The organism is Pseudomonas yamanorum, assembly GCF_013386765.1.
Classification (GTDB): Bacteria; Pseudomonadota; Gammaproteobacteria; order Pseudomonadales; family Pseudomonadaceae; genus Aquipseudomonas; species Aquipseudomonas yamanorum_A.
In genome coordinates this window covers 65,543-81,844 of sequence record NZ_JACARE010000032.1, presented here as the reverse complement: position 1 = coordinate 81,844, position 16,302 = coordinate 65,543, and the positions used below count along the sequence as shown (strand labels likewise).

Sequence of the window (16,302 nt, the reverse complement as noted above, 5' to 3'; positions counted from 1 at the left end):
GGAGCCCGGCTTGCCGGCGATAGCGCCCTCAAGGACGCCATCGCCGGCAAGCCGGGCTCCTACAAGGGGCGCAGTTCTTCATTGAGCAACTCAAAACAGCGCTGCGCCGCCGGGCTCAACGGCTGCCCACTGCGGCTGATCAACCCGATCTCCCGGTTCACCCCCGGATGATCAATCGTAATTCGCTTCAACCCCTCCAGGCTGTCCGCCGCCGACTCCGGCAAGATACTGATCCCCAATCCCTGTCGCACCAGCGCCAACACCGTCGACATGTAGTTGGCCTCCATCCCGGCTTGCATCGTCACCTGTCGCTCATCGAACAACGCGTCCACCTGTTCGCGCACGCTGCTGTCACGCCCGGTGAGGATGATCGGCTGGTCGGCCAGTTGGGGCAGGGTCAGCCGGCCATGGCGCGCCAGGGCGTGATCCAGCGGCACAAACGCACACAACCGGTCATTCAGCACCGGCACAAACGCCAATCCGTGGCTCAGCCGGGCCCGTACACCAATGCCGAAATCCACTTCACCCGAACGCACTTGCGCATGAATCCGATGGGCCACCAGGTCGTGCAGCCGCACCTCGATCCCGGCAAAGCGCTCGCGAAACAGGCGCAGGGCCGGCGGCAAGGCGCCTGCGCACACCGAGGGCAGGGCGGCGATGGTCACCACGCCCCGGCGCAAGGCCGCCAGGTCGCGGGAGCCGGTGACGATGTTGTCCAGGTCCAGCAACAGCTTTTCCATCGGCCCGCGGGCGTCCAGCCCGGCGGCGGTGATGCTGACGTGGCGCGGGCTGCGGTCGAGCAGGGCAACCCCCAGCCACTCCTCCAGTTGCTGTACCTGCACCGTCAGCGCCGAGGGCGACAGATGCAGTTCGTTGGCGGCCTTGGTAAAGCTGCCCGTGCGCGCCACGGCGAGAAACGCCTGGATATGCTGGATCGAATTTTTCATTTTTATTTTGCTCGAGCGTTTTGTTTTTTCGAATATGGAGTGCCGAATATTCCAATTTACAAAGCCTAACGCGATTCCAATACTCCAGGGAAAACAATAACCGGCGAAAACGCCGTTCTGGAGCTACCCCATGCTCGCTACCCTGGGTGTCATCACCATCCTGTGCCTGCTCACTGCCGTCATGAGCAAGCGCCTGTCGCCACTGGTGGCCCTGATTGCCTTGCCGATCATCGCCGCGCTGCTGGGCGGGTTCGGCCTGCAAACCAGCGCCTTTATCATCACCGGCATCAAGAACGTCGCCCCCGTGGTGGGCATGTTTGTGTTCGCGATCCTGTTTTTCGGGATCATGACCGATGCCGGCATGCTTGACCCCATCATTGATCGCATCCTGCGCACGGTAGGGACGCGTCCTACACGAATTGTCGTCGGTACGGCGACGCTGGCGTTGCTGGTGCACCTGGACGGCTCCGGCGCGGTGACCTTTTTGGTGACGATACCGGCGATGCTGCCGTTGTATACACGGCTGGGGATCGATAAACGCATCCTGGCCTGCGTGGCGGCGATGGCGGCCGGGGTCAACTTCCTGCCCTGGACCGGCCCGGTGCTGCGCTCGTCGGCGGCACTGCATGTGCCGGTGGCGGACCTGTTCCAGCCACTGATCCCGGTGCAGATCGTCGGCCTGGTCTTTGTGTTTGCCTGCGCCTGGTGGCTGGGCCATCGCGAAGAAAAACGCCTGGGCCTGGGCGCCGGTTCCAGCGTGGACGCGGTGCCGCAACGGGTGCTCAGCGACGATGACATCGCCCTGCGTCGCCCGCGGCTGTTCTGGGTCAACCTGGTGCTGACCGTGCTGGTGATGGTGGTGATGATCGCCGGTTGGGTCGACCCGGTGGTGATGTTCATGCTCGGCACCGTGGTCGCGCTGTGCATCAACTACCCGAATGTCGACGCCCAACGCGCGCGGATCGACGCCCATGCCAAAACCGCCCTGACCATGGCCAGCATCCTGCTCGCCGCCGGGGTGTTCACCGGCATCATGCAAGGCACCGGCATGCTCAAGGCCATCGCCGAAGTGGCGGTGGCGCAGATTCCGGCGGGCCACGGCAAGCTGATCCCGGCGGTGGTGGGTTTCCTGTCGATGCCGTTGAGCATGCTGTTTGATCCCGATTCCTACTATTTCGGCGTGATGCCGGTGATCGCCGAAGTCGGCAAGGCCTTGGGCGTCGACCCGCTGCAAGTGGCCCAGGCCTCGCTGCTGGGGGTGCACACCACCGGCTTCCCGGTCAGCCCGCTGACGCCCGCGACCTTCCTGTTGGTGGGCCTGTGCAAGATTGAACTGGCCGATCACCAGCGCTTCACCATCCCCTTTCTGTTTGCCGCGTCGGTGTTGATGACCCTGACGGCTTTGCTCCTGGGAGTGATTTGAGATGAAAACCTTGCGCATCGGTTCCGGCGCCGGCTACTCCGGCGACCGTATCGAACCTGCGGTGGAATTGGCCGAACAGGGCGACCTGGATTACCTGGTCTTCGAATGCCTGGCTGAACGCACCATTGCCCTGGCGCAACAGGCACGCATCAGCGACCCACAAGGCGGTTACGACCCGCTGTTGAGTGAGCGCATGCGCTGCGTGCTGCCCTTTGTCGGCCAGCCTGACGGGCGCCGGCGCTTGCGGGTGATCACCAATATGGGCGCGGCCAATCCGGTGGCCGCGGCGGTTGAAGTGCGGCGGATCGCCAGTGAACTGGGGCTTACCCTCAAGGTACTGGCGGTGGTGGGCGATGACGTGCTTGAGGTGTTGCGCCGCGAGCCGGAGCAGTTGCTGGACAATGGGCAGACCCTTGGCTCATTGGGCGAGCGGCTGATTTCCGCGAATGCCTACTTGGGTGCCGAGGGCATTATCGAGGCCTTGCACGCCGATGCCGACGTGGTGATCACCGGCCGGGTGGCCGACCCGTCGTTGTTCCTGGCGCCGCAGATGTTCGAATTCGGCTGGGCGGCCGATGATTGGCTGCGCCTGGGGCGCGGCACGTTGGTGGGGCATTTGCTGGAATGTGCGGGGCAGGTCAGTGGCGGCTACTTTGCCGACCCGGGCTTCAAGGATGTGGACGACCTGGCGCGCCTGGGTTTTCCGTTGGCCGAGATTGACGCAGACGGCGAAGCCTTGATCACCAAGGTCGCAGGTTCCGGCGGGCGCGTCAGCCGTGCCACCTGCACCGAGCAACTGATCTACGAAGTGCACGACCCGGCGGCGTACCTCACGCCGGACGTGTGCGCGGATTTTTCCCGGGTGTCGTTTACCGAGGAAGCGGTGGACCGGGTGCGGGCCGGCGGCGCGAACGGGCAGCCACGGCCTGAGCGGTTGAAAGTCAGTGTCGGGTATCTGGACGGCTGGATCGGCGAAGGTCAGATCTCCTACGGTGGCCCGGGCGCGGTCGCCAGAGCGCAGTTGGCTCGGGATGTGGTCCTCAAACGTCTGGAATTGACCGGGGTGCGAATGCAGGACGTACGCGCCGAATTGATCGGCATGGACTCGCTGCATGGGCCGCGCAGCACGGTGGAACCTTGGGAAGTCCGGCTGCGGGTCAGCGCCCGCTGCGAAGAGCGCAGCGAAGCGGTGCGTGTCGGCAATGAAGTGGAAACCCTCTACACCAACGGCCCGTCCGGCGGCGGTGGTGCCAGTAAAAGCCTGCGCCAGGTGGTGGCGGTGGCGTCGTTGCTGTTGCCCCGTAACGCGGTCAATCCGAGGATCGAGTCATGAAGCTGCACACCCTGGCCCACTCCCGTACGGGAGACAAGGGCGACACCTCGAACATCTCGATCATTGCGTATCGGGCCGAGGACTATCCGCTGCTCTGCGAACAACTGACGGCCGAGGTGGTGGCGGCGTTTTTTGCGCCGTTGCTGGAGGCGGGCGCGGCACCGGTGCGGCGTTACGAGCTGCCCAATGTGCAGGCACTGAACTTCGTGTTGCCGGGGATCCTGCGGGGCGGGGTCACGCGGTCGCTGGCGCTGGACGCCCATGGCAAGTGCCTGGGCTCAGCATTGCTGGACCTGGAAATCCACCTGTAGGAGCCGGCTTGCCGGCGATGAGGCCCGAAAGTCAGTCAATGATCTTTCGGCCGCCATCGCCGGCAAGCCAGGCTCCTACAGAGAATGTTGCCTATCAGACCGCCGCAAACCGCTTGTCCAGGTAATCGATGATCACCTTGGAGTCGTACATCCAGGTGGTCTGGCCGTTCTCTTCAATACGCAGGCACGGCACCTTGATCTTGCCGCCTTGCTCCAGCAGGGTCTGACGGTCCTGTTCGTTGTTCTTCGCATCCTTCAAGGCCACCGGCACGTTCAGGCGGTGCAGGGTGCGGCGGGTTTTCACGCAGAACGGGCAGGCGTGGAATTGATACAGGGTCAGGTCCTTGGCCGCAGCGTTCACCTGCGCCTGTTGTTCGGCAGGGCGCTGCTTTTTGCGCGGGCGGGTAAGGAAGTCGCCGGCGATGATGACGTGGCCGAGGCCCACTCGAAGTGCTTTGACGAACATGGCTGAAACCTCTTGCCCATGAAGAAGGGGCCGCAGCTTACCTTAATTCTGCGGGCGAAAAAAAACCGGCGATGAACGCCGGTCTTTTCCCTGGCAGCCTGTTACTTGATCAGGCTGAGAAACTCGCTGCGGGTCGCCGCGTTTTCGCGGAACTCACCCAGCATCACCGAAGTGATCATCGACGAATTCTGCTTCTCCACACCGCGCATCATCATGCACATGTGCTTGGCCTCGATCACCACCGCAACGCCCAGGGCGCCGGTGACCTGCTGGACCGCGTCGGCGATCTGGCGGCTGAGGTTTTCCTGGATCTGCAGGCGACGGGCATACATATCGACGATACGCGCGACCTTCGACAGGCCCAGCACTTTGCCGCTCGGGATATACGCGACGTGTGCCTTGCCGATGAACGGCAGCAGGTGGTGTTCGCACAGCGAGTACAACTCGATGTCCTTGACCAGCACCATTTCGCTGTTGTCGGAGCTGAACAGGGCACCGTTGGTGACCTCTTCGAGCGTCTGTTCATAACCGCGGCAGAGGTACTGCATGGCTTTGGCGGCACGCTTTGGCGTGTCGAGCAGGCCCTCGCGGGAAACGTCCTCGCCGAGCTGGCCGAGGATCGCGGTGTAATTCTGTTCCAGGGACATGAAACTACCTGTGGGATTTTCGCAAACGGCAAGGGTACGGTGGCCGACACATCGCTGCAAGCCTGACGATGGCACTTGTTACTCGTCGCGGCCTTCCATCATGGTGCGCTTGAGCATCACATACACCGCGCCAGCGCCGCCGTGGCGCGGCTGGCACGAGGTAAAGCCGAGCACTTGGGAATGCTGGCGCAGCCAGGTATTGACGTGGCTTTTGATCATCGGCCGCTTGCCGTCCAGGCGCACGGCCTTGCCGTGGGTGACGCGCACGCAGCGGATTTCGAATTTGGTGGCTTCGGCAAGAAACGCCCAGAGGGTTTCGCGGGCTTTTTCGACGTTCATGCCATGCAGGTCAAGGCTGCCCTCGAACGGGATCTGGCCGACCTTGAGCTTGCGCATCTGGCTTTCCTGCACGCCGTCGCGGGCCCACATCAACTCGTCTTCGGGACCTACATCAATAACGAATTGATCCGACAGGCCGTCCACCGTAGTGGCGTCCGTGCGCACGGTCGCCGCCTGGCGCAGCTTGGCGATCTGGGCGCGGTCGGTCTTGGGTTTGCCGGTTTCGGCGCGATCGTGCTTGATCGGCTTGACGCCGCGCAGCTCGTTCTTGAACAGGGAAAAATCGTCGTCTTGCATGTCAGCCTCCGCGAAGGGCGGGCAGTTTACCTAATCGCGGCGGCTTGATGCGCAACAAACGCTATCTGTGCGCCATCAGTCGTGCTTTTTCATCAGGTGCGAGGCGATGTTCAGTGACAAGGGTTGGCGCATGCGCCGACGGCAACGGCGCCACAGCCATAGGCCGAACCACAGCACCAGCAGGCCGATCACCAACAGTATGGCAGAACCGCCAGGGCTGGCATTCAGCTCGCCCAGGGCCGGTGAGTGTCCAAACAAACCAGCGGCGCCGGCAATTGCCAGCAGCACACCCGCTATCGCAAACAGCGCGGCAAAGCCGGCGCCGATGCGCAGACGCCAGTTGCTCGGGCCCTTGGGGCGCAAGCGACGTGCATCAAAACCATCGGATATCTTCATTCCGACCTTTCCTCCAGGGTATCGGCCCTTCGACCGGAAGATACACAGGTTGTTCCGGGTACAGAGGCAATTGCAGCAAATGAGAGGCTTTTGCGGATGAGCGGGTGGCTACCCGCTCATCGAAGGTCGATCAGATCAGATCTTTGGTCAAGGCGAGGGTGGCGAAGTTGTCAGCCATGATGGCCATTTCGGTCTGCTGCACGTGGTCGGCGCTGAGGATGCCGCCTTTGTAAGGCAGGTCGCGGGTGGCGCAGGCGTCTTCCACCAGGGTGCAACGGAAACCCAGGTTCTTCGCCGCGCGCACGGTGGTGCTGACGCTGGAGTGGCTCATGAAGCCGCAGACGATCAGGTCCAGGGAACCGAGGTCTTGCAGGTGCTTTTCAAGGCCGGTGCCGTGGAAGGCGCTGGGCAGCAGCTTGCCGATGATGGGTTCGTCAGCCTGGGGTTCAAGCCCCGGGATGAATTCACCGCGCTCGCCCTGGGGATCGAACAGCCCGCCCACCGTACCCAGGTGGCGCACATGCACGATCGGGCGCCCGGCGTTGCGCGCGGCAGCGGTCAGTTGCTTGATGTTTTCGACAGCAGAGTCCATGCCCGACAGGGCGAGGGGACCACTGAGGTATTCCTTCTGGGCGTCGATGATCACGAGGGTCGCATGGTTCAGGTTCGCCGCTGCGTAACCACGACCGCTGAGTTGAAACATCGTCTTTGGAACGGACATTCTGGGGCTCCTGTGAGTGGGGCTTTTGTGACATTGTCCTCTGGCTGAGCGCTTCTGTGAATCGCTACCATCGTAAGGTACGCCGTTGTTGGCGTGTAGCGATGTCAATAGGGCACTACGTTTAGGCAAAAAGCCCAATTAAGATGAAATCCGACGTGCGGCAAAGGGTTTTTTCGTACATCGTCGGTACAGCTTAAGGCTGTTAGAATCGCCGGTCGTTTTTTCCAGGAGCTTGCCCCCGTGATCACTTCTCGCCTGCGCACCTTGCGCGACCATATCCGTTGGGCCGTCAGCCGTTTCCATGGGGAAGACCTGTTTTTCGGCCATGGCACCGACAACGCCTGGGATGAAGCCCGGCAACTGGTGCTCGGCGCCTTGCACCTGCCATGGGAAATTGCCGACAGCTACCTGGATTGCAACCTGGAAGAAGAGGAAATCTCCCACGTGCAACGGTTGCTGCACCGCCGCATCCACGAGCGCGTGCCGACCGCCTACCTGTTGAAGGAAGCCTGGTTCTGCGGCATGTCGTTTATCGTCGATGAGCGCGTGTTGATTCCACGCTCACCGATTGGCGAACTGATCGAAAACCGCTTCGAACCGTGGCTGGGCACACCGCCGGCGCGCATCCTGGACCTGTGCACCGGCTCCGGTTGCATCGGTATTGCCTGCGCCTACGAGTTCCAGGACGCCGAAGTGGTATTGGGCGACCTGTCTTTTGAAGCGCTGGAAGTGGCCAACCAGAACATCGAGCGCCATGGCGTCGACGAGCGGGTGTACACCGTGCAGGGCGATGGCTTTGATGGTTTGCCGGGCCAGCGTTTTGACCTGATCGTGTCCAACCCGCCGTATGTCGATGCCGAAGACTTTGCCGACATGCCGGACGAATACCAGCACGAACCGGAACTGGGCCTGGCGTGCGGCGATGACGGGTTGAACCTGGTTCGGCGGATGCTGGCCGAGGCGGCAGATCACTTGACCGAGAAGGGCTTGCTGATTGTCGAAGTGGGCAACAGCCAGGTTCACGTCGAGGCGTTGTACCCGGAAGTCGACTTTGCCTGGCTGGAGTTCCAGCGTGGTGGGCATGGTGTGTTCATGCTGACGGCTGAGCAGTGCCGGGCGCATCAGGCGGTGTTTGCCGCCAGGGTCTGATCTAACGGCAGGAATGCGGTCAGTGTAGGAGCTGGCTTGCCTGCGACAGCGGAGTGTCATTGCCGGGGATGCCGGCTGATACACCGCTATCGCAGGCAAGCCAGCTCCCACATTGGTATCCGGTTTCTGCAGAAGGATTACCGATGTGTCGCAATCCAGATCAACAACCCCGCCTGAAACACGGTAAACGCCACCAGGCAGGTAATCGTGAAGCGCAGCCCGCTGTCTTCGCGCTTGAACTTGGTGACCTTTTCCTCTTCCTTGCGCAGTTTCACTTCCTGCTCGGCCAGGTTCTGCTCGGCCTGTTGCAGCATTTGCGCCGCTTCCAGAATCTCCACGAACTGCAGTTTTTCAGTGTTCCAGCTGTCCAGCACGTCACTGACCTTGCCCGGCTGCACGTTGCCCTTCAGATGCTGGACATCGGCATACGCCACATCAAACCCCTGAATGCGCAGGAAGTGATCCCGGCGCAGGCGCGTGGCTTCGTTGAGCGCGTCCTTGTTGGCCAGGTCAACGCCGTCGACACGATAGTGCGCCCACTTCTTTTTCGCCCAGGCAGCGCCCTGGGCTACCAGGAAACGGCCGATACCGCGGTTCGCCGGTTCGATCTCCAGGCTGTTGCCCGGGCCAAAGTGCACCCGCTGGGTGGCGTGATCGACCCAGATATCCAGGTGATTCTGTTCCCGGCGTACCCGCTGGCCAGGCAACTGAATGACCATGCGCAGCAGGCTGTGGTCCTTGTTATTGCGTTCGGCCCAGCCAAACTGCACAAAGCGCAGTGGCCTCACGCCGGTGGAGCGATCGGTGGCCAGAGGGGCCAGGCGCAGCATCTTGAAATGTTCGGCCTGGACCTCCGCCCACGGTAACGCGGCCGATGCGGCGGCTTCGGTTTCAGCCGTGCTCTCGGCGGTAGATTCGGGTGTTGCTTCGGTGTTCGTCATTCGGCGCGATCCTGTCCAAGCTCTGCGGGTCGACAGGCTTTTTGCTGTCGACCCATGGCTTATCGGCCGTTTTACTCAGGACTGGAGGGGGAATACTCGCTTAACTGGCGCGAAGTCCGTCGATAAAGCGAACCAGGCGGGTGCCCAGTTCGGCAGCCAGCGGCAACTGAGGGTCGTTATAGGATTCCAGTTGCTGCTTCACGTCATTGGGCACGATCCGCATCACGTGGTTCATGCCCTCGATCACCGTCAGCTCGGCGTCGGGCTTGGCCTTCTGCAGTTGTTGCGCGTCGGCCACGCCGACCTGCAGGTCATTGGTGCCCTGGACGATCAGCGCCGGCATCTTCAGTTTGGCAAACGCTGCCGACGGATCGGCGCGGAACAGGCTGATCAGATAAGGCTGCACGCTGGGTCGGAAAATGCCCTCAAGCGGCGTGGGTACGTCGGCATCCACCTGGCCGGCCTTGAGGTGGTCGAGAATCTGGTTGCTGCGTAGCAGCAGCGCGGGTGGCATGTGGTCGGCCAGTTGCTGGCGGATCACCTGGTCCACCGGGCGCGCACTGCCGGACAGGGAAATCACCCCGGCCGGGTTGAGCTGCGGGGCGGCGAGGGCGGCGACCAGTGCGCCTTCACTGTGGCCCAGCACAATCAGCGGGCCCATGCGCGGGTCGGCCTTGAGCAGCTTGCCCCAGGCCACGGCGTCGGACACGTAGGCATCCAGGGTCAGGTTGCGTTCATCGGGGGTGGCGGCAAGGCTGGCGGCTACACCGCGCTTGTCGTAGCGCACGCTGGCGATGTTGTGTCTGGCCAGCACCCAGGCCAGGCGCTTGAGGCTGTCGTTGCGTGCGCCATCGGCGCTGTTGCCGTTGCGGTCGGTGGGGCCGGAGCCGGGAATGATCAGCACCACGGGCACCGGTTTGTCGGATTTGGGCAACAACAGCGAGCCAAACAGCTCGCCACTGCCGGTGTCCAGGCTGATAGGCCGTTGCAGCACGACAGGGGAGGCGGCGAAGCCAAGGCTGGAAAACAGGGTGAGGGTCAAAAGCAGAACTCGCAGCATCATCGCGCCATCATGAGGAAGGTGCCGGTTGGACCAACGTCTACCGGTAAGGTTTCGAGGATGAACTAGTCGGTTAGCCTGCGTATACTGGCCGCCTTAAGTTATTACGGTTGACTTGATTCAACTGATTTCACGGAGCGCCCTGCATGTCCGGCAATACCTACGGCAAGCTGTTCACTGTTACCACCGCGGGCGAAAGCCATGGCCCGGCGTTGGTCGCCATTGTCGACGGCTGCCCGCCGGGCCTCGAGTTGTCCCTGGAAGACCTGCAGCGTGACCTCGACCGCCGCAAGCCCGGCACCAGCCGCCACACCACCCAGCGCCAGGAAGCCGATGAAGTCGAAATCCTCTCCGGCGTGTTCGAAGGCCGCACCACCGGGTGTGCCATTGGCCTGCTGATTCGCAACACCGACCAGAAGTCCAAGGACTACTCGGCGATCAAGGACCTGTTCCGCCCGGCCCACGCCGACTACACCTACCACCACAAGTACGGCGAACGCGACTACCGTGGCGGTGGCCGCAGTTCGGCGCGGGAAACCGCGATGCGCGTGGCGGCGGGGGCGATTGCCAAGAAATTCCTGGCCACCCAGGGCATCGTGATTCGCGGCTACATGAGCCAGCTCGGCCCGATCGAAATCCCGTTCAAGACCTGGGACAGCGTCGAAGACAACGCCTTCTTCTGCCCCGACCCGGACAAGGTGCCGGAACTGGAAGCCTATATGGACCAGTTGCGCCGCGACCAGGATTCCGTCGGCGCCAAGATCACCGTGGTGGCCGAAGGCGTGATGCCGGGCCTGGGCGAGCCGATCTTCGACCGCCTCGACGCCGAACTGGCCCACGCGCTGATGAGCATCAACGCCGTCAAGGGCGTGGAAATCGGTGCCGGCTTCGACTGCGTGGCCCAGCGTGGCACCGAGCACCGAGACGAACTGACCCCGGAAGGTTTCCTCAGCAACAACGCCGGCGGCATCCTCGGTGGCATCTCCTCCGGCCAGCCGATTGTTGCGCACCTGGCCCTCAAGCCAACGTCCAGCATCACCACTCCGGGCCGTTCGATCGATGTGCACGGCAACCCGGTGGACGTGATCACCAAGGGCCGTCACGACCCGTGCGTGGGCATCCGTGCCACGCCGATTGCCGAGGCGATGATGGCTATCGTGCTGATGGATCACCTGCTGCGCCATCGCGGGCAGAACGCCGATGTGAAGGTCAGTACGCCGGTGTTGGGCCAGCTGTGACGGTGTGTGGCGAGCGGGCTTGCTCGCGCTGGGCTGCGAAGCAGCCCCAAAGCCTGCAACCCGGTGTTAACTGGAACAATGCGGCGCTTCTATCGGGGCCGCTTCGCGACCCAGCGCGAGCAAGCTCGCTCGCCACAAGCCACTTATGCTGACGGGAGCACTCCCGTACTGGCGACTCTCCAGCTTCTACCTGTTCTATTTCGCCCTGCTGGGGGCGACGGCGCCGTTCCTGGCGCTGTACTTCGATCACCTGGGGTTCTCCAGCGCGCGCATCGGCGAGCTGGTGGCCATCCCCATGCTGATGCGCTGCGTGGCCCCCAACCTGTGGGGCTGGCTGGGGGACTACACCGGCCGACGCCTGGCCATCGTGCGCTTTGGCGCGGTGTGTACCCTGGTGAGCTTCTCGCTGATCTTTGTCAGCAAGACCTACGCCTGGCTGGCGCTGGTGATGGCGTTGCACGCGTTCTTCTGGCACGCGGTGCTGCCGCAGTTTGAAGTCATCACCCTCGCGCACCTGCAAGGCCAGACCTCACGCTACAGCCAGGTGCGGCTGTGGGGCTCCATCGGTTTTATTCTCACCGTGGTGATCATGGGGCGCCTGTTCGACTGGCTGAGCCTGGACATCTACCCGGTGGTGGTCGTGGTGATCATGGCCGGCATCATCGGTGCCAGTCTCTGGGTGCCGAATGCGCAGCCGTTGACCCAGGGCAATCGCCTGGCCGGTGACGGCTTTCTGCGACAACTGCGCAGCCCCGGCGTGCTGGCGTTTTACGCCTGTGTGGCATTGATGCAAATGAGCCACGGCCCGTACTACACCTTCCTCACCCTGCACCTTGAACACCTGGGCTACAGCCGTGGGGTGATCGGCATGCTGTGGGCCTTGGGCGTGGTCGCCGAAGTGTTGATGTTCCTGGCCATGAGCCGGATTCTCACGCGCTTTTCGGTACGCCGGGTGCTGATGGCGAGTTTCCTGCTGGCGGCCGTGCGCTGGTTGCTGCTGGGCTCATTCGCCGAATTTTTCTGGGTGCTGTTGTTGGCGCAAGTGATGCACGCGGCGACCTTCGGCAGTTTTCACGCGGCGGCCATCCAGTTCGTGCAACGCAGCTTTGGCGCTCGCCAGCAGGGCCAGGGCCAGGCACTGTATGCCGCACTGGCCGGTACCGGCGGCGCATTGGGCGCACTCTATTCAGGTTACAGCTGGAACCTGCTGGGGCCGACGCTGACCTTCAGCATTGCCAGCCTTGCGGCCCTGGCCGCCGCCATAATCATTGGCATTCGATTGCAAGAGGAGAGGCCATGAGCCTTTCCCGTGACAGAGGAAGAGTTTGATGAGCTATCTCGCGGTTTACCCCGTCTCCACCCCCGATACTCCGAACAAGGTGCTGACTCACCTCGACGATATTGCCTCGACCCTGGCCGAACTGGGCGTGGGTTTCCAGCGCTGGCAGGCCGCCGCCCGGCTTGAGGCGGGTGCCAGCGAGGCTGAAATCATTGCCGCCTATCAGCAGCCCATCGACCAACTGATGACCGAGCGCGGCTACACCCACGTCGATGTCGTCAGTATCAGCAACGACCATCCGCAGAAAGCCGAACTGCGTGCCGAACGGCTCGACGAACACCGTTTGGCGCAGGATCACGTACGCTTCTTCGTCGCCGGACGTGGCCTGTTTACCCTGCACATCGAGGATTATGTGTACGCGGTGTTCTGCGAGAAAAACGACCTGATCGCCATCCCGGGCGGCATCGCCCATTGGTTCGACATGGGGGAAAACCCGCATTTTGTGGTGATCCGCCTGTTCAACGGCGAAGAAGGGCTGGCGATCAACCTGACCGGCGATACCATTGCCACAGGATTTGCGCGCCTGGAGGACTGAGTCCGAAGGGATGTTGAGGAAACAGCCTCGGTAGTTGAGGCTGTTTTAAACTTCAACCCATATGCGTTGGAAAATGTTGTGGGAAGAAACTTAAAGGTCTGTAAGTAACAGATGTTTATCGCGGCACTGACTTAATATTTCCACTCTTTGTGTAACTCTCTCTCCCCTAATTATTTGAATGCCTGTCAATAGGAGGAATCCGAATGTCGGCGCTACAAAGGCCTATGGAAGTGGGGGAGGCAGAAATGAGCGGCCCAAAGCAGCTGGAACAACCGTCCACTGAAACAGATCACACGCCCATTGCCGTCAAAAGCAAGGCACGCACGGTATTGTCAGGCAAACCCCTGACACCTAAGGAACTGGAGATTCTGCGCTGGGCAGTCGAGGGTAAGACAGTGTGGGAAATCAGCAGGATTCGCTCAATCTCCCAAGCCACGGTGAAGTTTCACCTGCGCAACATCTACGGCAAGTTGCAGGTATGCAATCGGGTACAGGCCGTGAACGAGGCGCTCAAGCTGCAGTTGTGTCAATAAAAAGGCCGTGATGCGTCAGCGCATCACGGCCTTATTCATTGCGGCAAAACTATCAGGCCGAATGGTAAGTCGGCAGGGCAAAGCGGTTCTGGCTTTGCAGCATCGAAATCTGCGGCAGATCGCTGGCTTGTTCAGCCAGGTCACGGCGAATGGCGCTGATGACCCAAGTGAGCTGGTCGGCCGTGTGCAACTGCTGATAAGAGATCGAACGTTTGATCTGCTTGCCTTCGCTGTTACGCAAGGTCAGCAGGATGCCGCCATCCGGACGCGCCTGGGTGGTGACGTCGAAATTAGAGAACACAGAAGAAAACTTGTCTTGGATCAGGCTCATGTCTATCAGCTCCGTTAGCTCGTGTTTTGCAGCGTGGAGTGATAGGTGCAGTGATTGTGCCAGTACTGATTGTCTTAAAAAATCGTTATAAATCAGTATGTTGAAAAATTTTAAGATTTTCAGTTTCGTGCAATTTGCATGAATGGCCATCGTGCATCCTGCATTTTGCGTGGTTCTGCGTAAGATTTATCCGCAGGCGCGCAAGGCAGGTCTTCCATAGTGACCGCGAAACGGGCGGTTAAATTCCTTTTCCTTATGGGATACAAAACTTTTCAAATCCTGCATGTACAGCCAAAGAATGGCTGGCGTATTTTCCTGCAAGGCATCCGGCGCCGGTCTTACGGTGCAAAGGGTGTTTGAGGGTCATACGAACAATAAGAAAAAGGACGTTCCCACCATGAACCACCCGCCAAGTGACTTGATCACCTGGGGCATGATGCTGCGTAAGGTGCCCACCATTGTCCGTGCGTTGCCGCGATTGGTCCGCGGTATCCGCGTTGCCAACATCACCGACCCCGACCAGCCATGCGGCCTCGGTTGGACCTTCGAGCAAGCCACCCAACGCAACCCTGATGGCGCCGCACTGCTGTATGGCGACAAGGTGCTCAGCTACCGCCAGGCCAACCATCAGGCCAACCGCATGGCCCACTACCTGCAAGCGCAGGGCATCGGCAAGGGCGACGTGGTGGCGTTGTTTATCGAGAACCGCCCCGAGTTGTTGCTCAATGTGCTGGCCGTGGCCAAGGTCGGCGGCATTTGCGCGATGCTCAATACCGCGCAAACCCAGGCCGCACTGGTGCACAGCCTCAACCTGGTGACGCCGGCGGCGATCGTGGTCGGTGCCGAGTTGGTAGGCGCCTACGAGGTGGTTCGCAGCCAAGTGAGCATCCAGGCGGATAAAACCTGGTTTGTCGCCGATCAGCAGCAGGACAACGTGCCGGCGGGTTATGTCGACCTGATGGCCGCGAGCGCTGACCATTCGCTGGAAAACCCCGCCAGCACCCAGCAGATCTACTTCAACGACCCCTGCTTCTATATCTACACCTCCGGCACCACCGGTTTGCCCAAGGCCGGCATTTTCAAGCACGGCCGCTGGATGAAGTCCTCGGCCAGTTTCGGCACCATCGCCCTGGATATGGGCCCCGAAGACGTTGTCTATTGCACCTTGCCGCTGTATCACGCCACCGGCCTGTGCGTGTGCTGGGGTTCGGCAATTGCCGGGGCGTCGGGGTTTGCCATTCGCCGCAAGTTCAGCGCCAGCCAGTTCTGGGACGACGTGCGCCGCTTCAACGCGACCACCCTGGGCTATGTGGGCGAGCTGTGCCGCTACCTGATCGACCAGCCCGCCAGTGAGCAGGACCGTGACAACCGGGTGACGAAGATGATCGGCAACGGCCTGCGTCCCGGCGTCTGGGCCGAGTTCAAGCAGCGCTTTGGCGTCGATCACATCTGTGAGCTGTACGCTGCCAGCGACGGTAATATCGGCTTCACCAACGTGCTGAATTTCGACAACACCATCGGCTTTTCTCTGATGCACTGGGCACTGGTGGACTACGCCCACGACAGCTGTGAGCCAATTCGCGGCAGTGACGGTTTCATGCGGGAAGTGCCGAAGGGCGGCCAGGGCTTGTTGCTGGCCCGGATCGATGACAAGGCACCTTTCGACGGCTACACCGACCCCGAGAAGAACCGCAAGGTGGTGCTCAGCGATGTGTTCGAAAAGGGTGACCGCTACTTCAACACCGGCGACCTGCTGCGCAATATCGGTTTCGGTCACGCCCAGTTCGTTGACCGGCTGGGGGACACCTACCGCTGGAAGGGCGAAAACGTCTCCACCACCGAAGTCGAGAACATCTTCCTGCAGCACCCGCAGATTTCCGAAGTGGTGGCCTACGGCGTAGAGATCGAAAACACCAATGGCCGCGCCGGCATGGCGGCCATCACGCCCGCTGAATCCCTGGCATCCCTGGACATGCGCGAGCTGCTGACGTTTGCCCACGGGCAGTTGCCGGCGTATGCGGTGCCATTGTTCCTGCGGATCAAGGTAAAGATGGAGACGACCGGCACCTTCAAATACCAGAAGGTAAAACTCAAGGAGGAGGCATTCGACCCGGACAAGGCGGGCGATGATCCGATCTTTGCCTGGCTGCCGGGATCGGACAGCTACGTGCCGGTCACCGGGCAACTGCTGGCGGACATCCAGGCGGGCAAGTTCCGTTATTGATTCTGGCTATCGCCGCTTTTGGGAAAAAAGGCATGACAGTGGGGAACTCCGTCGCGAGACTGGACGCCTTAT

The 16,302-nt window shown here is 61.5% G+C and carries 18 protein-coding genes; 9 read left to right on the top strand and 9 right to left on the bottom strand.

The window, feature by feature from the left end; all coding sequences use genetic code 11:
• Positions 1–59: 59 nt before the first annotated feature.
• Positions 60–947 carry a LysR family transcriptional regulator gene (locus HX875_RS24040; protein WP_177046279.1) on the bottom strand — a complete coding sequence of 296 codons (888 nt, stop codon included), beginning with the start codon at positions 945–947 and terminating at the stop codon, positions 60–62.
• Positions 948–1,077: 130 nt separating this feature from the next.
• On the opposite strand from HX875_RS24040, the gene HX875_RS24035 reads away from it, so the two are divergent.
• Genes HX875_RS24035 through HX875_RS24025 form a run of 3 tightly spaced genes read left to right on the top strand, consistent with a single transcriptional unit; the run spans position 1,078 to position 4,014 of the window.
• The gene (locus tag HX875_RS24035; RefSeq protein WP_177046277.1) at positions 1,078–2,370 is read left to right on the top strand and encodes a CitMHS family transporter; all 1,293 of its coding nucleotides are present in this window, start codon (positions 1,078–1,080) and stop codon (positions 2,368–2,370) included.
• Between the two features lies 1 nt (position 2,371).
• Complete coding sequence (locus tag HX875_RS24030) at positions 2,372–3,703, top strand: acyclic terpene utilization AtuA family protein (protein ID WP_177046275.1); 1,332 nt, start codon at positions 2,372–2,374, stop codon at positions 3,701–3,703.
• Positions 3,700–4,014, top strand: a complete 315-nt coding sequence (locus HX875_RS24025; protein WP_177046273.1) for an AtuA-related protein — start codon at positions 3,700–3,702, stop codon at positions 4,012–4,014. Before HX875_RS24030 ends, HX875_RS24025 begins: the two co-directional genes overlap by 4 nt.
• A 94-nt stretch (positions 4,015–4,108) precedes the next feature.
• Here the strand turns inward: HX875_RS24025 and HX875_RS24020 are convergent, their stop codons facing one another.
• From HX875_RS24020 to HX875_RS24000, 5 genes are all read right to left on the bottom strand, one after another.
• Positions 4,109–4,480, bottom strand: a complete 372-nt coding sequence (locus tag HX875_RS24020; protein WP_063031984.1) for a glutathione S-transferase N-terminal domain-containing protein — start codon at positions 4,478–4,480, stop codon at positions 4,109–4,111.
• Between the two features lie 101 nt (positions 4,481–4,581).
• Complete coding sequence (gene folE, locus HX875_RS24015) at positions 4,582–5,127, bottom strand: GTP cyclohydrolase I FolE (protein ID WP_003204506.1); 546 nt, start codon at positions 5,125–5,127, stop codon at positions 4,582–4,584.
• 78 nt (positions 5,128–5,205) lie between these two features.
• Positions 5,206–5,763, bottom strand: coding sequence for a Smr/MutS family protein (locus HX875_RS24010; RefSeq protein WP_177046271.1), 558 nt, complete (start codon positions 5,761–5,763; stop codon positions 5,206–5,208).
• A 75-nt stretch (positions 5,764–5,838) separates the two neighbouring features.
• Positions 5,839–6,159: a hypothetical protein gene (locus HX875_RS24005; protein ID WP_177046270.1), complete on the bottom strand. Its 321-nt coding sequence runs from the start codon at positions 6,157–6,159 to the stop codon at positions 5,839–5,841.
• A 130-nt stretch (positions 6,160–6,289) separates the two neighbouring features.
• Positions 6,290–6,880, bottom strand: coding sequence for a cysteine hydrolase family protein (locus tag HX875_RS24000; protein ID WP_177046268.1), 591 nt, complete (start codon positions 6,878–6,880; stop codon positions 6,290–6,292).
• A gap of 240 nt (positions 6,881–7,120) precedes the next feature.
• On the opposite strand from HX875_RS24000, the gene prmB reads away from it, so the two are divergent.
• On the top strand, positions 7,121–8,029 hold the full coding sequence (gene prmB, locus HX875_RS23995) for a 50S ribosomal protein L3 N(5)-glutamine methyltransferase (protein WP_003213129.1): 909 nt from the start codon (positions 7,121–7,123) through the stop codon (positions 8,027–8,029).
• Between the two features lie 137 nt (positions 8,030–8,166).
• On the opposite strand, the gene HX875_RS23990 is transcribed toward prmB, so the two are convergent.
• The gene (locus HX875_RS23990; protein ID WP_177046266.1) at positions 8,167–8,970 is read right to left on the bottom strand and encodes a hypothetical protein; all 804 of its coding nucleotides are present in this window, start codon (positions 8,968–8,970) and stop codon (positions 8,167–8,169) included.
• A 100-nt stretch (positions 8,971–9,070) separates the two neighbouring features.
• The gene (locus HX875_RS23985; RefSeq protein ID WP_177046264.1) at positions 9,071–10,033 is read right to left on the bottom strand and encodes an alpha/beta hydrolase; all 963 of its coding nucleotides are present in this window, start codon (positions 10,031–10,033) and stop codon (positions 9,071–9,073) included.
• A 143-nt stretch (positions 10,034–10,176) separates the two neighbouring features.
• Here HX875_RS23985 and aroC point away from each other — a divergent pair, with 143 nt between their 5' ends.
• The 4 genes from aroC to HX875_RS23965 all read left to right on the top strand — a co-directional run bounded on the left by aroC (position 10,177) and on the right by HX875_RS23965 (position 13,675).
• Positions 10,177–11,268 (top strand): chorismate synthase, encoded by a 1,092-nt coding sequence (aroC, locus tag HX875_RS23980; RefSeq protein WP_003213122.1) that lies wholly within the window; start codon positions 10,177–10,179, stop codon positions 11,266–11,268.
• A gap of 148 nt (positions 11,269–11,416) precedes the next feature.
• Positions 11,417–12,568 (top strand): MFS transporter, encoded by a 1,152-nt coding sequence (locus tag HX875_RS23975; protein ID WP_177046334.1) that lies wholly within the window; start codon positions 11,417–11,419, stop codon positions 12,566–12,568.
• Between the two features lie 28 nt (positions 12,569–12,596).
• On the top strand, positions 12,597–13,142 hold the full coding sequence (locus HX875_RS23970; RefSeq protein WP_177046263.1) for a 1,2-dihydroxy-3-keto-5-methylthiopentene dioxygenase: 546 nt from the start codon (positions 12,597–12,599) through the stop codon (positions 13,140–13,142).
• Between the two features lie 245 nt (positions 13,143–13,387).
• Entirely contained in the window at positions 13,388–13,675 is a 288-nt protein-coding gene (locus tag HX875_RS23965; protein WP_177046332.1) for a response regulator transcription factor, read from the top strand.
• Between the two features lie 52 nt (positions 13,676–13,727).
• On the opposite strand, the gene HX875_RS23960 is transcribed toward HX875_RS23965, so the two are convergent.
• Positions 13,728–14,006, bottom strand: coding sequence for a DUF3509 domain-containing protein (locus tag HX875_RS23960; RefSeq protein WP_003216777.1), 279 nt, complete (start codon positions 14,004–14,006; stop codon positions 13,728–13,730).
• 397 nt (positions 14,007–14,403) lie between these two features.
• Between HX875_RS23960 and HX875_RS23955 the strand changes: the two genes are divergently transcribed.
• Entirely contained in the window at positions 14,404–16,230 is a 1,827-nt protein-coding gene (locus HX875_RS23955) for a long-chain-acyl-CoA synthetase (RefSeq protein WP_177046261.1), read from the top strand.
• The last annotated feature ends 72 nt before the right edge of the window (positions 16,231–16,302 follow it).

Excerpts from the sequence above, each read along its gene's own strand:
- HX875_RS24040 (WP_177046279.1), bottom strand. The coding sequence starts at position 947 with ATGAAAAATTCGATCCAGCATATCCAGGCGTTTCTCGCCGTGGCGCGC.
- HX875_RS24035 (WP_177046277.1), top strand. The coding sequence starts at position 1,078 with ATGCTCGCTACCCTGGGTGTCATCACCATCCTGTGCCTGCTCACTGCC.
- HX875_RS24030 (WP_177046275.1), top strand. The coding sequence starts at position 2,372 with ATGAAAACCTTGCGCATCGGTTCCGGCGCCGGCTACTCCGGCGACCGT.
- HX875_RS24025 (WP_177046273.1), top strand. The coding sequence starts at position 3,700 with ATGAAGCTGCACACCCTGGCCCACTCCCGTACGGGAGACAAGGGCGAC.
- HX875_RS24020 (WP_063031984.1), bottom strand. The coding sequence starts at position 4,480 with ATGTTCGTCAAAGCACTTCGAGTGGGCCTCGGCCACGTCATCATCGCC.
- folE (WP_003204506.1), bottom strand. The coding sequence starts at position 5,127 with ATGTCCCTGGAACAGAATTACACCGCGATCCTCGGCCAGCTCGGCGAG.
- HX875_RS24010 (WP_177046271.1), bottom strand. The coding sequence starts at position 5,763 with ATGCAAGACGACGATTTTTCCCTGTTCAAGAACGAGCTGCGCGGCGTC.
- HX875_RS24005 (WP_177046270.1), bottom strand. The coding sequence starts at position 6,159 with ATGAAGATATCCGATGGTTTTGATGCACGTCGCTTGCGCCCCAAGGGC.
- HX875_RS24000 (WP_177046268.1), bottom strand. The coding sequence starts at position 6,880 with ATGTCCGTTCCAAAGACGATGTTTCAACTCAGCGGTCGTGGTTACGCA.
- HX875_RS23990 (WP_177046266.1), bottom strand. The coding sequence starts at position 8,970 with ATGACGAACACCGAAGCAACACCCGAATCTACCGCCGAGAGCACGGCT.
- HX875_RS23985 (WP_177046264.1), bottom strand. The coding sequence starts at position 10,033 with ATGATGCTGCGAGTTCTGCTTTTGACCCTCACCCTGTTTTCCAGCCTT.
- aroC (WP_003213122.1), top strand. The coding sequence starts at position 10,177 with ATGTCCGGCAATACCTACGGCAAGCTGTTCACTGTTACCACCGCGGGC.
- HX875_RS23970 (WP_177046263.1), top strand. The coding sequence starts at position 12,597 with ATGAGCTATCTCGCGGTTTACCCCGTCTCCACCCCCGATACTCCGAAC.
- HX875_RS23965 (WP_177046332.1), top strand. The coding sequence starts at position 13,388 with ATGAGCGGCCCAAAGCAGCTGGAACAACCGTCCACTGAAACAGATCAC.
- HX875_RS23960 (WP_003216777.1), bottom strand. The coding sequence starts at position 14,006 with ATGAGCCTGATCCAAGACAAGTTTTCTTCTGTGTTCTCTAATTTCGAC.
- HX875_RS23955 (WP_177046261.1), top strand. The coding sequence starts at position 14,404 with ATGAACCACCCGCCAAGTGACTTGATCACCTGGGGCATGATGCTGCGT.